This window comes from Hymenobacter sp. (genome assembly GCF_031398885.1).
In the GTDB taxonomy this organism is placed as follows: Bacteria; Bacteroidota; Bacteroidia; order Cytophagales; family Hymenobacteraceae; genus Hymenobacter.
In genome coordinates this window covers 125,699-141,049 of record NZ_JANNOD010000056.1, presented here as the reverse complement: position 1 = coordinate 141,049, position 15,351 = coordinate 125,699, and the positions used below count along the sequence as shown (strand labels likewise).

Genomic DNA, 15,351 nt, shown 5'->3' with positions numbered 1-15,351 from the left:
GCATTTTTTCACCTCGCCCCAACGACCAGATGGCCAACCGCCGCGCTTCCATTACCGACCTGGCCAAGACACTGGGCCTTTCCCCCTCCACGATTTCGCGGGCCCTGAGCGACCACGACGACGTGAGCGAGGCCACCAAGGCCCGCGTGCGCGCGCTGGCCGAGGAGCTGCACTACCAGCCCAACCAACTGGCCGCTGCCCTGCGCCGCGGCCGCAGCAACACGTTGGGCGTGCTGGTGCCGCACATCACGGGGCATTTTTTTCCGCAGGTGGTGCACGGCATCGCCACCGAAGCCGCCAAGCTGGGCTTCAACGTGATGATATGCCAGTCGAACGAGGACGCCCGCCAGGAGCAGAAGAACATCGACCTGCTGATGAACTCCCAGGTCGAGGGCATTCTGGTGTCGCTGGCCAACACCACGCACGATTTTGCCCACTTTGAAGCCGTGCGGCAGCAGAACATTCCGCTGGTGTTTTTCGACCGCATGGTGGAGGATTTTCGGGGCAGCAACGTGAGCGCCGTGGTCATCGACGACTACCAGGGCGCCTACCAGGTGGTGGCCCACCTCATTGAGCAGGGCTGCACGCGCATTGCCCACTTCAGCGGGCCGCCGCACCTGAGCATCCACAAAAACCGCCACCAGGGCTACCGCGACGCCCTCACGGCCCACGGCATTCCGATAGACGAGAATTTGGTGATGTTTTTCGAGATGAACCAGAAGGGCGGCGCCGCGGCCATGCGCCAGCTCCTGAAGCTGCCCCAGCGCCCCGACGCCGTGTTTTCGTCCAACGACCTGGCGGCGGTGGGCGCCCTGCAGGTGGCCAAGGCCCAGCGCCTGCGCGTGCCGCAGGACGTGGCCATCGTGGGCTTCAGCAACGAGATGTTCACCTCCCTCACCGAACCCATGCTCAGCAGCGTGGACCAGCGCTGCGAGCAAATGGGCAAAACGGCGGTGCAGCTGCTGCAAAAGATGCTCAAAAGCGGCCCCAACCGCCTGGGCCCGCCCAAGCCCATCGTGCTCAAGCCCCGGCTGCTGGTGCGCGAGTCGTCGCAGCGGCGGTAGGGCAATTCGCAGTTTGCAAAAGAACGTAGGACTTACGCAGTGGCCCAAGCCACTGCGTAAGTCCTAGAACGGTCAGGCCAATGGCAAACTGACCGCCGAAAAAGCCGTAGGAAGTCGTTTTACTCCCCGAGCTTGTTGAGAAGTATTGACTGGTTTCATGGCTGCCCCTTCTCCCCTTCTTGCTGCGCCCAAGGCCACGCTGGGCACCCCCTTCACCTACGCCATTTTCCGCGCCATCTGGATTGCGGGCCTGGTGTCGAACGTGGGCACCTGGATGCAGAACGTGGCCGGCGTTTGGCTCGTCACCACCCTCACCGCGTCGGCCCTGCTCGTGGCCCTGATGCAGACGGCCATCAGCCTGCCGGCCTTTTTGCTCAGCATGCCATCCGGCGCCCTGGCCGATATGGTGGACCGCCGCCGGCTGCTGCTCTTCACGCAGGGCTTCATGGCGGCGGTGGCCACGGGGCTGGGCGCGCTCACGCTGGCTGGCTACGCGTCGGCGCTGGGCGTGCTGGGCTTCACGTTTCTGCTGGGCATGGGCGCGGCCCTGAACGCACCCATCTGGCAGACGGTGACCACCGAGCTGGTGCCGCGGGCCGTGCTGCCGTCGGCCATCACCCTCAACGGGGTCAGCAACAACATTGCCCGGGCCATCGGGCCGGCCGTGGGCGGGGCCATCATCGCCTATTATTCGGCGGGCTGGGTGTTTTTGCTCAACGGCGTGTCCTTCCTGGGCACCTGGGCCGTGGTGTACTGCTGGAAGCGCGAGGCCGCCAGCACCAGCGGCCCGGCCGAAAATTTCGCGGGCGCCCTGCGGGCCGGGCTGCGCTACGTGCAGTACTCGCCGGCCATCTACGGGGTGCTGGCGCGCACGTTCGCCTTTTCGTTCGGCACGGCGGCCATGTGGGGGCTGGTGTCGGTGGTGGTGGCCCGCAAGCTGCACCTGAGCGCGGGGCACTACGGCGCGCTGCTCGCCTGGCTGGGCGCCGGGGCCGTGACCGGGGCCTTCCTGATGGGCCGGGCCGGCGCGCGGCTCGGCTTCAACCAGCGGGTGTTGCTGGGCGTGCTGGCCCTGGCGGGCACCAACGCGGCGCTGGCCCTCGTCACGGAAATTTACGTGCTCTACGCCGTGCTGTTCCTCGCCGGAATTGCCTGGCTGATGGTGATGACCAGCTTCAGCACCACCGTGCAGCTGAACGTGCCCCGGTGGGTGCAGGCGCGCGTCATCGGCATCTACATGCTGGTGTTTCAGGCGGGCATGTCGGTGGGCAGCCTGGCGTGGGGCGAGCTGGCCGACCACTTCTCCCTGCCTATCGCGCTGCTCACGGCCGCCGGCTGGATGCTGGCCAGCGCCCTGCTGGCCTGGCCCTTTCCCTTGCGCGCGGCCGAAGGCCTCGACCTGGCCCCGGCCGAGCCCTGGCCCGACCCCGAGGCGCCGGGCCACGCCAAAATTGACCCTGACGACGGCCCCGTGGTGGTGATGATAGCGTACCGGGTGGAGCCCGCCGACTGGCCCGCCTTCCGCGCGGCCGCCGAGCAGCTCAAGCGCCTGCGGCTGCGCGACGGGGTCCTGCGCGCCGGCGTATTTTCGGACGTGGCCAACCCCGCGCTCCTCACCGAGTTTTACTACGTGGCCACCTGGGGCGAGCACCAGCGCCAGCACCACCGCTTCACGCGGGAAGACCAAGCCGTGGAAGCCCGGGTGCGGCAATTCCACCGCGGGCCCGAAGAGCCGCGCGTCACGCATTTTCTGGCCTTCCCCAACACGTCGAACGTGGAAATGGCTACGCCCCTGCAGATGCTGGAAAGCCAGCGGTGATTTACACTGCGCTTAATGAAGAATGAGGAGTGAGCAATGAGCAATGAGGAATCGAGGGCGCATGATAATTCTTCATTCCTCATTCTTCATTCCTCATTAAGCGCAGCGCTCAAGCGCAGCGCTCAAGCGCAGCGCTCAAGCGCAGCGTCAGCTCCGCGGCTTGGCGCGCTCGTACTGCACCGGCCAGGGGATTTCCGTGCCCAGTTCGTGGGCCGCAAAAAGCGGAAAATACGGCTCGCGCAAAAACTCGCGGGCCAGCAGCACCACGTCGGCCTGCCCGTTGGCTAAAATGGCCTCCGCCTCGGCCGGCGTGGTGATGAGGCCCACGGCGCCCGTGAGCAGGCCGGTTTCCTGCTTGATGCGCTCGGCGAACTGCACCTGATAGCCGGGGCCCACCGGAATGGGCGCTTTGGGCACGTTGCCACCGGAGGAACAGTCAATCAAGTCCACGCCGCGCACCTTGAGCAGGGCGGCCAGCTGCACCGACTCGTCGGCGTTCCAGCCGCCCTCGGTCCAGTCGGTGGCGGAGAGGCGCACGATGAGCGGGAGCTCCTCGGGCCACACTTCGCGGGTGGCGGCCACCACGTCGAGCAGCAGCCGGACGCGGTTTTCGAAGGAGCCGCCGTACGCGTCGGTGCGGTGGTTGCTCAGCGGCGACAGAAACTCGTGCAGCAGGTAGCCGTGGGCCGCGTGCAGCTCCACGACCCGGAAGCCCGCCGCCAGGGCCCGCCCCGCGGCGGCCCGGAAATCGGCAATGACTTTCTGGACGCCGGCCGCGTCCAGCGCCGTTGGCTGGGGGTAGTTGTCGGCGAAGGCCTCGGCGCTGGGGGCTACCACCGGCCAGCCGCCTTCGCGTTCGGGCACCGCGCCGCTGCCGGTCCAGGGGCTGTAGGTGCTGGCCTTGCGGCCGGCGTGGGCCAGCTGAATGCCCGGCACGCTGCCCTGCGCCGCGATGAAAGCAGTAATGCGCCGGAGCATGGGCAGGTGCTCGTCTTGCCAAATGCCCAGGTCGTCGGGGCTGATGCGGCCGGCGGGCGACACGGCCGCCGCTTCGGTGATGACGAGGCCGGCGCCGCCCACCGCGCGGCTGCCCAGGTGCACGAGGTGCCAGTCGGTGGCAAAGCCGTCGACGCTGCTGTACTGGCACATGGGCGAGACGACAATGCGGTTTTTCAGGGTGACGCCGCGCAGGGCGAGGGGCTCAAATAGCTTGGGCATAGCGGGTGAGTTCCAAAGAATGCGAAGCTGGTTAAACCTGGTTTTTGAGCCTGGGGTTATCGCGGCAGGTGCTTGGATAAAATTGTAACAATGCTTCGGCAAGCTCAGCAGGACGGGCGTCTGCGCAGCCGCAGTATTTTTCGGATAGGTTCTTAAATGCTGGCTGGCTCAAATTTGCTTTTCTCACCCACGTGCCTATCTTGCCGCCGCATTCACCACCACCATGCTCCAGACGCGCTACTTTTTTGGCTACTATTACTTCTACGCCGCCGCGTAGAACGAGCCGCCGTTTGTAGCTAATCCTCAAACATTCTCAGCGCCGCTCGTTCATCGGGAAGGCGCTTTTTTAATGCTCATTGCACAGATGCTCCGCTCGCAACCGGTTTTCTTTTATTACGGCTATTACTTCTTCTTCCCGAAGAAGCCGGCCCGCTGTTGCCAGAGCTAACCACTCCGCTGCCAACACCCAGGGCCCCGCACACGGAGGCCCTTTTTTATTGCCCCATTTTCCATCGTCGCCATGCCCCAGCACGTTTCTATTCAAGGGTTCCGGGGAAGTTTCCACGAGGTGGCCGCCCGGCAGTTCTTTGGAGCGGAGCCGGCCTTGCTGCCCTGCGCCACTTTTGCTGCGGTGGTGGCCCACGTGGTGGGCGGCACCGCCGATGCCGGCCTGATGGCCATGGAAAACTCGCTGGCCGGCAGCATCCTGCCCAACTACCTGCTGCTGGAGCGCCACGCGGTGCAAGTCACCGGCGAGGTGTACTTGCCCGTTCATCAGCACCTGCTGGCCCTGCCCGGCACCGCGCTGGCCGACGTGCACGCCGTGCACTCGCACCCCATGGCCCTGCGCCAGTGCGGCGACTTCCTCGACCGCCACCCCCACTGGAAGCTGGTCGAAACCGACGACACCGGCCGCAGCGCCCAGCTCCTGGCCGAAACCCGCGCGCCCGGCGTGGCCGTGGTGGCCGGCGCCCACGCCGCCGCGCAGTTCGGCCTGCGCATCCTGGCCCCCGCCATCCACGACGACCCGCACAACTACACCCGTTTCCTGGTGCTGCAACGCGCCGACACCGCCCAACTCGACCCGCGCGCCGACAAGGCCTCGCTGTACTTCCACGCGCCGCACGCGCCGGGCAGCCTGGCCGCGGTGCTCACCCGCGTGGCCGCCCACGGCCTCAACCTGAGCAAGCTGCAGTCGTGCCCCCGCCCCGGCCAACCCTGGCACTACGGCTTCCACGCCGACGTGGAGTTTGCGGAAATCGGGCAATTGGAGGCGCTGCTAGCCGACTTGGCACCCGTTACGGAGGAGCTGCGTGTGCTGGGGGCGTATCAGCGCGGGAGCATGGCAGCGGGGGAGGACCTGCCGGTGCGAGCGGAACACAGAGAAGCGCGGCAATCCTTTCTCTCCCAGCGACCAATTTAAATAATGTGATGACCTCTCCTCCCAACGCGTTTCTTTAACCAGCCTTAAACGGGGCACAATTCAAAACCGGACGCTGAGAACGGGCCGACGTGCTCTGCTCGCAAGGACCATTTTTTATTTCTCACTTCTCGTTTCTCGTTTCTCGTCTCTCATTTCTCATTAAGCAAAGCGTATGAAAGTTGCCAGCCGCCTGGCCCACACCGGCGAATACTACTTCTCGCGCAAGCTGCGCGAGCTGGCCGCCCTCAACGCCGCCGGGGCCCGCGTCATCAACCTGGGTATTGGCAGCCCCGATTTGCCGCCCCACCCCAGCGTGACGGCGGCCCTCACGGCCACGGCTGCGCTGCCCACCGCCCACGGCTACCAGGGCTACCAGGGCACGCCCGCCCTGCGCGGCGCGATGGCCGAATTCTACCAGCGCCACTACGGCGTGGCCCTGGACCCGGCCACCGAAATTCTGCCGCTGCTGGGCTCCAAAGAGGGCCTGATGCACATCGGAATGACCTTTCTCGAAGCCGGCGACGCGGTGCTCATTCCTAACCCCGGCTACCCCACCTACCGCGCCGTGGCCGAAATCTGCGGGGCCGAAGTGCGCGAATACGCCCTCACGGCTGCCAATGGCTGGCTACCCGACTTGGCCGCGCTGGCCGCCACCGACCTCACCCGTGTGAAGCTCATGCTGGTGAACTACCCCCATATGCCCACCGGCACGGTCGCTGACTTTTCTTTTCTCACGCGCCTCGTCGAGTTTGCCAAAGCCCACCAAATCCTGCTGGTGCACGACAACCCCTACGGCTTTATCCTCAACGAAACGCCGCCCGTGAGCTTGCTGGCCGTGCCCGGCGCCCGCGAGGTGGCCATCGAGCTGAACTCACTCAGTAAGTCGCACAACCTGGCCGGCTGGCGCGTGGGCCTGCTGGCCGGCCGCGCCGACGTGCTGGCCGACGTGCTCCGCTTCAAAAGCAACATGGACTCGGGCATGTTTCTGCCGGTGCAGCAGGCCGCCGTGGCCGCCCTGGCGCTGGGCGACGACTGGTTTGCCGAGTTGAACGCCACCTACCGGGCCCGCCGCGAGCTGGTGCGGGCGCTGCTCCGCGCCCTGGGCTGCGACCCCGCGCCGGGCCAGATGGGCCTGTTCCTCTGGGCCGCCGTGCCGGCTGGCTTTGCCGACGGCTACGCCCTCAGCGACGCCGTGCTGGCCCAATCTAGGGTGTTTCTCACGCCGGGCGGCATTTTTGGCACTAACGGCAACGGGTACGTGCGCGCCAGCCTCTGCCAGCCGGAAGCCGTGCTACGCGAGGCCCTGGCGCGGGTGGAGGAGTGGAAAGAACGGGTCTTGTCGAGCGCAGCCGAGACATCTCCCGTGCAGCACTAACTCAATCGATTGAATTACTCCCCCAAGCGAGATGCCTCGGCTCCGCTCGGCATGACGTCCCTGACAACTGACAACCAACAACTGATAACTAACAACTAACAACGACATCGTGACCGTCACCATTATCGGCTTGGGCCTTATCGGCGGCTCGCTGGCCCTCAGCCTGCGGCAGCACGGCCTGGCGCACCGCTTCATCGGCGTGGAGGCCAGCCCCGCCCACGCCCGCCGCGCCCTGGAACTGGGCTTGGTGGATGAAATCGAAGCTGACCTGAGCGCCGCCGTGCGCCGGGCTGATTTAATCGTGGTGGCCGTGCCTGTGGACGCCATGGTGCTGGTGCTGCCGCTCGTGCTCGACGCTGTGGGCGCGCACCAGGTCGTCATCGACGTGGGCTCGACCAAGCAGGCGCTGCTGGCGGCCGTGGCCGGGCACCCGCGCCGGGGCCGCTTCGTGGCTGCCCACCCCATGGCCGGCACCGAACACTCGGGCCCTGAAGCCGCGGTTTCGGGCTTGTTCGAAGGCAAAACCGTGGTGCTCTGCGACACCGCCCGTAGCGACGCCGACGCCCTGCGGGTGGTAGAACAGCTGTTTCACGCGCTGCCCATGCGCCTGCTCTACCTCGATGGGGCCGACCACGACCTGCATACGGCTTACGTGTCGCACATTTCGCACATCACCTCGTTTGCCCTGGCCCTCACGGTGCTAGAGAAGGAGAAGGAAGAGCAGCGCATCTTCGATTTGGCCAGTGGCGGCTTCGAGTCCACGGTGCGCCTGGCTAAGAGCGCGCCGGCCACCTGGGTGCCCATTTTCCGCCAAAACCGCCTCAACGTGCTCGACGTGCTCGATGAGCACCTACACCAACTGCAGCACCTGCGCGAGCTGCTGGCGCGGGAGGACTACGCCGGCCTGGCCGAGCGCATTGAGCTCGCCAACCACATCCGCAAGATTCTGCCGTGAGGAGTCCTAGAAGGAGCAAGGAAAAACATCAGCGCGTCATGCTGAGCGCAGTCGAAGCATCTCGCTCGCATCGTCCTCACGATTGATTTGCTACCCCACGCGAGATGCTTCGGCTGCGCGGACGCCAGATGAGCACGACCGCCGGGGCCATTTAACAACCAAACAATTCAAATCCACCGCCATGATGCCCACCATGAAATCCGCGCTGTTCAACCGCCAGCCCGACGACAAGCCCTTCCTCATCTCCGGCCCGTGCTCGGCCGAAACCGAAGAGCAGGTGCTCGACACCTGCCAGCGGCTGGCCGCCACCGGCAAGGTGCAGGCCCTGCGCGCCGGCATCTGGAAGCCCCGCACCAAGCCCGGCGGCTTCGAGGGCGTGGGCCCCAAGGGCCTGCCCTGGCTGAAGCGGGCCAGCGAGCTCACCGGCCTGCCCACGGCCGTGGAAGTGGCCACCGCCAAGCACGTGGAAGACTGCCTGGCCTTCGGCGTCGACATCCTGTGGGTGGGGGCCCGCACCACCGGCAACCCGTTTTCGGTGCAGGAAATTGCCAACGCCCTGCGCGGCGTAGACGTGCCGGTGCTGGTCAAAAACCCCATTCACCCCGAGCTGGAGCTGTGGGTGGGCGCCGTGGAGCGCCTGCAAAAAGCTGGATTAGCGCACGTGGGCCTCATTCACCGGGGCTTTTCCAGCTACGGCAATACCGACTTTCGCAACGCGCCGATGTGGCACCTGCCCATCGAGATGAAGCGCCGCCTGCCCCACATGCCGCTGCTCTGCGACCCCAGCCACATCTGCGGCCGGCGCGACACGCTGTTCGCCGTGGCCCAGCAAGCCCTCAACCTGGGCTTCGACGGCACCATGATTGAGAGCCACCAAAATCCCGACGCGGCCTGGAGCGACGCCAAGCAGCAAATCACCCCCGAAGCGCTGCGCGCCCTCATCAAGGGCCTGGTGTGGCGCCACGAAACCACCGACCAGCGCGAGTTCCTGACCGCCCTGGCCAGCTTCCGCGAGCAAATCAACCAGCTCGACGCTGAAATCATGCAGTTGCTGGGCCGCCGCATGGCCGTGGCCGAAAAAATCGGGCAGTACAAAAAAGAAAACGACATCACCATCCTGCAAACCGCCCGCTGGAACGAGGTGCTGGAACGCGCCCTGCGCCAAGGCTCGTCGGTGGGCCTGACGAATGAGTTCGTGGAACAGTATCTGGCGGCGGTGCACCTGGAGTCCATCACCCGGCAGAATCGGGTGATGGAGGGGCTGTAGCAACTCCAGGAAAAGAAGAGGTGTGTAACCTGAGCAACGCGATTTTGTGCGCCTTTTATACTATCGGTATATAAAAAACGGCCTCACGTTTCGCCAGATTGCCTTTTGCAGTTCTCTTTACTCTAAGTACTCATGCACAAGTGACCACATAATAGGCGGTCATGCTGAGCTTGCCGAAGCATCTCGCCCGCTTCGTTGGGGTACTAATCCACGCGAGATGCTTCGGCAAGCTCAGCATGACGTTTTGTTTTATCTGCTTACTTGTGCAAGAGTGCTCAGGGCTACCAAATCACGGCCCGGTCTGCCACGCTGCGCGTCATCTTGCTGCCCTCGAGACACCCGAATGCCTGCTGGAACTGCGGCATGTTCATCAGCGGGCCGATGGTGCGGTACTGCCCGGGCGAGTGCGGGTCGGTGAGAATTTGCTGGCGCAGGGCTTCGGGGCGGATGTTGGTGCGGCGCAATTGGGCCCAGCTTAAGAAGTAGCGCTGCTCGGGCGTGAAACCGTCGTACTTGGGGCGCGGGCCGTCGCCGTAGCGCTGCTGGAGCTGCTTCTGCAGGGCGCCGTACACCACCGTGAGGCCGGCGAAGTCGGCCAGGTTCTCGCCCATGGTGAGCTTGCCGTTCACGTGCACTGAGTCCAGGGGCGAGAAGGCGTCGTACTGCCGGCCCACCACGGCGGCGCGCTTCGTGAACTCGGCCGCGTCGGCGGGCGTCCACCAGTCGCGCAGGTTGCCCTCGGCGTCGTACTGCCGGCCCTGGTCGTCGAAGCCGTGGGTCATTTCGTGGCCCATCACCCCGCCGATGGCGCCGTAGTTGATGGCGTCGTCGGCCTTGGGGTCGAAGAAGGGCGGCTGCAGGTAGCCGGCCGGAAACACAATTTCGTTCAGCGGCGGGTTGTAGTAGGCGTTGATGGTGGGCGGCGTCATGCCCCACTCGTTGCGGTCGATGGGCCCGCCAAACTTGGCGGCTTCGCGCTTGGTATTCCACTGGCGGGCGGCCAGCACGTTTTTCAGGTAGCTCTCGCGGCTGATTTTCAGGGTCGAATAGTCCTTCCACACGTCGGGGTAGCCAATTTTCACGCGCAGCGCGTTCAGCTTCTTTAGGGCCTCGGCCTTGGTGGGCGCGCTCATCCAGGTGTTGTTTTGGATGTGCTCGGCCATGCTGGCCCGGATGTTGGCCACCATTTCCAGCGCCTTGGCCTTGGCCGCGGGCGGGAAGGCCTGGTCCACGTAGAGCTGGCCGAAGGCTTCGCCCAGGGTCTGGTCGGTGGCGGCCTGCATGCGTTTCCAGCGGGTGGCTTGCTGCTTGGCCCCGGTCTGGGCCTGGTTGTAGCGGAAGGCGGATTCGGCGTAGGCCACGGGCAGGGCGGCGGCCACCGAGCGCACCAGGTGCCAGCGCAGGTAGGTTTTGAGGTCGGCCAGCGGCTCGGTTTTCAGCACGTCATCTACCTCGTCGAAAAACGCGGGCTGGCCGAGGATGATTTCCTGGGCTTTGCCGAGCTGCATGTCGGCCAGCAGCTTCCTGGGGTCGAGGGCCGGGTAGCGCTGCTGGGCGGCGGCCACGGTCAGCTTGTTGTAGTTGGCCTGGGGGTCGCGCAGCTCCACGCGGGTGCGGGAAGCCTTGGCCAGGCGGGTTTCGAGGCGCTCGACGGTGGCCGCGTTGCGCTGGGCCCCGGCTGGCGCGTCGCCCAGCAGCCCAAAAACCTCCGTCATGTACGTCCGGTAGGCCGCCTTGACCTTGGCGGTGCGGGCGTCGTCCTTGAAGTAGAAGTCCCGGTCGGGCAGGGTAAGGCCGCCCTGGTTCATCTGCACGGCGTACTGGGTGGTTTTCTTCTCGTCCACTTCCACGCCGGCCCGGAAAAACACCCCGGTTCCCAGCGCCTGCAGGTGCACGATGGCGGCGCGCAGGCCGGCCTTGTCGCGCACGGCGGCCAGGCGGGCCAGCTCCGGCTGGAGCGGGGCGAGGCCGGCCTTTTCGATGGCCACCGTGTCCATGGCCGCCGCGTAGAAGTCGCCCACTTTTTGCGCGTTGCTGCCCGGGGCGGCAGTGCGGTTAGCGGCCGCATCCTCCAGAATCTGGCGCAGCGTGGCCTGGGTGCGGTTGCCGAGCAGGTTGCGCGGGCCCCAGCTGGATGCGTAGCTCGGCACGGGGTTGCTGCGGAGCCAGTTGCCGCCCGAAAACTGGAAGAAGTCGTCGCAGGCATTCACCGTGCGGTCCAGGTCAGCCATGTCGAGCCCCACGCCCGCGGGGTCGGGCGGGGCAGGCGCCGTCGTAACCGCGCCGGCCGGCGGTGTGGTAACGACAGCAGCGGGCTTGGCGCCGGCGCAGCCGGCCAGGGCCAGCGCGGCGGCCAGCCAAGGGCGGGAATACAGTTTGTTCATGAGTGCCCGGACAAAGGTTGTGGCTGCAAAGTAGCCAGAAAGACGACTGCGCTGGCCCGCCCGCCGTATTCTGACCTGCGGTAAATACCCGTTAAATCGAGCCGAAAAGCCGCGCTTGAATAAAAAACGGCTTTTCGGCGGCGTGGCGTTCAAGAGGGATTTAAAAAAGGAACGCGGCCTGACAGCTAGAAAAATCTGCCAGGCTTTTGTTCCATCACGTTCTGTCGCTATCGCCAAATCCCAAGCTCCCAGCGGGCCGGGGCTTAAGGGCAACTTGCGTCCTGCGCAGCCGCTAAACAGGCCGGAAAAATCAGCTGGTTGCGGCGCGCTGCTGCGCCTGCAGCCACTGAATGGCCGCGCCTTCGTCGCCAAAAAAACCCAGCGCAAACGGCCGGTCCTCGTACGCCGCCAACGGCAGAAAGCCAGGGTCGTCGGTGATGGTTTTGTGCAGGGCGGGGCTCACGAGGTAGGCCACGCACAGGCGGCCCCCCAGCTGGCGGGCCATGCCGGGGAAGTAGTCACTCAGCAGCCACTTCGTGATGTGCGGGTCGTTGAGGCTGCGGCGGCGGATGTCCTGCAGCCAGAACCGGCAGTGGTCGCGCGCCACGGCGGCGGTAAGGGCCTCGTAGGCGGCGGGCAGCTCGGCGGGGTCGGGCTGGTAGCCCCAGCGGCCAACCAGGACGCCCAAATCGGGCCGAGGCGTGAGTTGCAGCAGGGGCAGGGTAACTTCCGAATTCATCATATAAGAAGTGGCGGGGCGTAAAGTACGGGTGCGGCAGCATCTGACGACCCCGGCCGTCTCGGAAGCTAGTGCGCCGGCACCGCTTCGGCTGGCACCCCGCCGCTGGCCACCGGCGGGTGCTTGCGCAGGGAGCGCACCGCCAGCACCGCGCTTACCAGCGTGAGCACCGCCCCCAGCAAAAACGGTGCCCCCGGGAACCGCACCGGCGCCGAGGGCCGCGTGAAGTAGCCGAACAGGTAGGTCATGAGCAGGGGGCCCACCACGCCCGTGGCGCTGATGAGGCTGGTGAGCGAGCCCTGCAGCTCGCCCTGCTCGTTGGCCGGCACCTGGCTCGAAATGGTGCCCTGCAGCGCCGGTCCGGCCAGGCCGCCCAGGCAGTACGGCGCCAGAAATACGAGCATCAGCCAGCCGCGCGACGCAAACGCGAACAGCGCAAACCCCACCACGTAGCACAGCAGGCCGATGACAATGGCCCGGGCCGCGCCCAGCTTCGGAATGGCCACCCGCACCAGCCCGCCCTGCACCAGCCCCGAAAACAGCCCCACCACCGCCAGCGAAATGCCCACCAGCCGCTCGGTCCAGCCAAACTTGAGCATGGTGTAGAACGTCCAGACCGACTGCGTGGCCGAGCCCGCCAGGTAAATGAGCACCAGCGACGCCACCAGACCCAGAATGGCCGGGTAGTTTCCCAGCCGCAGCAGCGAGGCCACGGGGTTGGCCCGGCGCCACTCGAACGGCCGGCGCTGGGCCGACGCCAGCGACTCGGGCAGCACAAAGTAGCCGTAGCAGAAATTGCACAGGCTCAGGCCCGCCGCCACCATGAACGGCACCCGCGTGCCGAAGCCGGCCAGCAGCCCGCCCAGCGCCGGCCCGATGATGAAGCCCACGCCAAAGGCCGCGCCCACCAGCCCGAAGTTCTGGGCCCGCTTCTCGGGCGTGCTGATGTCGGCGATGTAGGCCGTGGCCGTGGTGAAGCTGGCCCCGGTGATGCCCGCCAGCACGCGCCCCACGAACAGCCACGCCAGGGTGGGGGCAAAGCTCAGGAACACGTAGTCGAGCCCCAGGCCCAGCAGCGCCGCCAGCAGCACCGGCCGCCGCCCCAGCTTGTCGCTGAGCCCGCCCACCACCGGCGCGCAGCAAAACTGCGCGCTGGCGTAGGCAAACGTGAGCCAGCCCGAGTACTCCGAGGCCCGGCTCAGCCCCTCGCCCGTGAGCTGCTGAATGAGCCGGGGCACCACCGGAATGATGAGGCCCAGCCCAATGACGTCAATCAGAATCGTAACGAAGATGAAGCCGAGGGCGGGGGGGCGTTGGTCGGCCATGAGCAGCGGGAAGCAGGAGGAGAAACCAAATTGATTGGCAGGGCCGCGCCGGCCCCGCCACGGAGAGATGCCAGCGGCCCGTGCGCACCCGGCCAGTGTTCGGGGTTTTTGCCGGGCCGGCCGCCACTACCGGCCCGCAAAGGTAGCTGGATTGTGCACGGCCAATTAGCCCGTCGGCCGTCCGCCGCCGCGATTTTTACTTGCTGACAATCATCCCTTCACCGCGTGCTTGCGGCAATCGTGGTACTTTTTGTGGGGTTACCCAAAAATTTCCCTACCTTTGTGCCACAAACAGTGCGGGGTGGAGCAGTTGGTAGCTCGTTGGGCTCATAACCCAAAGGTCACTGGTTCGAGTCCAGTCCCCGCTACCTAAAAGGCCGTTTTCACTGGGAAAACGGCCTTTTTTCTTTTCTGAAGATTCGCATCCACCTAGCCATTTCAGCTTCATTGCGCATAAACCGGTAGACCAGATTCTAGCTAGCCCACGCACTTCGCTGCCCACAACGAGTTAGCTGCGCACTGAAAACGGGTGGACATGCTAAAGCACATTCGCTCTTGGGCTTGCTGCTTGTGGACCAAAAAAGCTAGCAGCGGCCACTGTTGCATAAGCGCGTGAATTCTTGCCACGACGCTTAGCTACTTTGCGGCTGTTGCGGGGTGTTTTTTAGCGAATTCGCGCAGTAGCACCGGGAAATACTCATCAAAATTCTTGTAGCGCGCGCCTTGATGATACTGCCGCTCGATTAGTTCGGCCAGCTCAGCCGAGTAAATGTAGAAGTCGTGGGGTGCAAACGCATCTGCGCGGATGGTTGTGCCTGCTTGAAGTTTCAACAGATTGGTCACTGCTTGGGCCACGTTCTCATTTAAAAAGTTGCTCCAGCCGCCTCGCACCTCCGACCACTGCTTTGCCCTGGGGTCTTGCTGCGCGAGGTAGGCCAACTGGTTGATTTCTGACTGGTGACGCGCAAATACGGCCGTGAGGTAGGTGTGGCCCAGTTCGTGCCACACCAGTTGCGAGGTTTGTATTGCAGAATGGAAATGGGGTGCACGGGTGAGGGTGTCCCGGCTGAGCATCAATTGGTGATAGCTGACCAGGATGGTGTGTTGGTTGGGCAGCTTGGGATTGATGCCACGCATATCCGACATCGCGTAGGAGCCGCAATTGAGCACGCCCAGCGTTAAGGCCACTGGCTTTTGCCGGGGCAGGCGGTAGAACCGGTCGATGGTTTCAAGTAATTTTTGCTGGTTCATGCCGGCCTCAAACTCCCGCACCCACAACGCGTGCTGCGAGGCGTGCGCCTGGTAAAACTCCGTAAAACGGGTGTCCCGGGCAAACTGCAAGCACTGCCGAAAATACGCCTGCACTTCAGCAAGTGGCATTTCTTGCTCGTAACCATCCATATGCTCGGGTTGCATGGTGGCGAGTTTGAGGTCGGGAAAATTATAGAACGCCCAACTCAGGCGCACCGGGTAGTCGCAACTGATTGCGCGCGACAAATGACGGGCGGCCAGCACGGCCGGATGCCGCCGGTGGGGCGCGAAGTGGCGCAGTACGTCCGCATTGTAGGTAGACTCCGCAACCTGGGCGGTGTCCGACAGCAAATGGATTATTTGCAGTAATTCCGTGCCGGGGTGCACTAGCACGCGCACCGGAGCCGAAGGCTGAGCCATGCCCGACAGCCCGGCAGTCAAATAGAGGAACACGGCGGCGGCAACCTTAGAAAAGCGCATGAATGAGGGCGAAATGGGTGCCAGCTATGATTACAGAGGTAAAGAATATTT

Annotated in this window: 11 protein-coding genes and 1 tRNA gene; 7 read left to right on the top strand and 5 right to left on the bottom strand. The window is 64.9% G+C overall.

What is annotated here, in order from left to right; all coding sequences use genetic code 11:
• Window positions 1-29 precede the first annotated feature (29 nt).
• Window positions 30-1,064, top strand: a complete 1,035-nt coding sequence (locus RMO51_RS11305; RefSeq protein ID WP_310394691.1) for a LacI family DNA-binding transcriptional regulator — start codon at window positions 30-32, stop codon at window positions 1,062-1,064.
• A 157-nt stretch (window positions 1,065-1,221) separates the two neighbouring features.
• Window positions 1,222-2,883, top strand: coding sequence for an MFS transporter (locus tag RMO51_RS11300; RefSeq protein ID WP_310394690.1), 1,662 nt, complete (start codon window positions 1,222-1,224; stop codon window positions 2,881-2,883).
• Window positions 2,884-3,030: 147 nt separating this feature from the next.
• On the opposite strand, the gene RMO51_RS11295 is transcribed toward RMO51_RS11300, so the two are convergent.
• Complete coding sequence (locus RMO51_RS11295) at window positions 3,031-4,101, bottom strand: NADH:flavin oxidoreductase/NADH oxidase (protein WP_310394688.1); 1,071 nt, start codon at window positions 4,099-4,101, stop codon at window positions 3,031-3,033.
• Window positions 4,102-4,621: 520 nt separating this feature from the next.
• Here RMO51_RS11295 and RMO51_RS11290 point away from each other — a divergent pair.
• The 4 genes from RMO51_RS11290 (at window position 4,622) to RMO51_RS11275 (ending at window position 9,121) form a co-directional block, all read left to right on the top strand.
• The gene (locus tag RMO51_RS11290; RefSeq protein ID WP_310394687.1) at window positions 4,622-5,524 is read left to right on the top strand and encodes a prephenate dehydratase domain-containing protein; all 903 of its coding nucleotides are present in this window, start codon (window positions 4,622-4,624) and stop codon (window positions 5,522-5,524) included.
• Between the two features lie 172 nt (window positions 5,525-5,696).
• Window positions 5,697-6,899, top strand: coding sequence for an aminotransferase class I/II-fold pyridoxal phosphate-dependent enzyme (locus RMO51_RS11285; RefSeq protein ID WP_310394686.1), 1,203 nt, complete (start codon window positions 5,697-5,699; stop codon window positions 6,897-6,899).
• Window positions 6,900-7,008: 109 nt separating this feature from the next.
• Window positions 7,009-7,854 (top strand): prephenate dehydrogenase, encoded by an 846-nt coding sequence (locus tag RMO51_RS11280; RefSeq protein WP_310394684.1) that lies wholly within the window; start codon window positions 7,009-7,011, stop codon window positions 7,852-7,854.
• Window positions 7,855-8,035: 181 nt separating this feature from the next.
• Complete coding sequence (locus RMO51_RS11275; RefSeq protein ID WP_310394682.1) at window positions 8,036-9,121, top strand: chorismate mutase; 1,086 nt, start codon at window positions 8,036-8,038, stop codon at window positions 9,119-9,121.
• A 281-nt stretch (window positions 9,122-9,402) separates the two neighbouring features.
• Here the strand turns inward: RMO51_RS11275 and RMO51_RS11270 are convergent, their stop codons facing one another.
• The 3 genes from RMO51_RS11270 to RMO51_RS11260 form a co-directional block, all read right to left on the bottom strand.
• Window positions 9,403-11,505 carry a M13 family metallopeptidase gene (locus RMO51_RS11270; RefSeq protein WP_310394681.1) on the bottom strand — a complete coding sequence of 701 codons (2,103 nt, stop codon included), beginning with the start codon at window positions 11,503-11,505 and terminating at the stop codon, window positions 9,403-9,405.
• A 310-nt stretch (window positions 11,506-11,815) separates the two neighbouring features.
• Window positions 11,816-12,244: a hypothetical protein gene (locus RMO51_RS11265; RefSeq protein ID WP_310394679.1), complete on the bottom strand. Its 429-nt coding sequence runs from the start codon at window positions 12,242-12,244 to the stop codon at window positions 11,816-11,818.
• A gap of 68 nt (window positions 12,245-12,312) precedes the next feature.
• Window positions 12,313-13,569 carry a TCR/Tet family MFS transporter gene (locus tag RMO51_RS11260; RefSeq protein WP_310394678.1) on the bottom strand — a complete coding sequence of 419 codons (1,257 nt, stop codon included), beginning with the start codon at window positions 13,567-13,569 and terminating at the stop codon, window positions 12,313-12,315.
• Window positions 13,570-13,864: 295 nt separating this feature from the next.
• Here RMO51_RS11260 and RMO51_RS11255 point away from each other — a divergent pair.
• Window positions 13,865-13,937: transfer RNA gene (locus RMO51_RS11255), tRNA-Met, on the top strand.
• A gap of 268 nt (window positions 13,938-14,205) precedes the next feature.
• Here the strand turns inward: RMO51_RS11255 and RMO51_RS11250 are convergent.
• On the bottom strand, window positions 14,206-15,300 hold the full coding sequence (locus tag RMO51_RS11250) for a DUF4932 domain-containing protein (protein WP_310394677.1): 1,095 nt from the start codon (window positions 15,298-15,300) through the stop codon (window positions 14,206-14,208).
• Window positions 15,301-15,351: the final 51 nt, after the last annotated feature.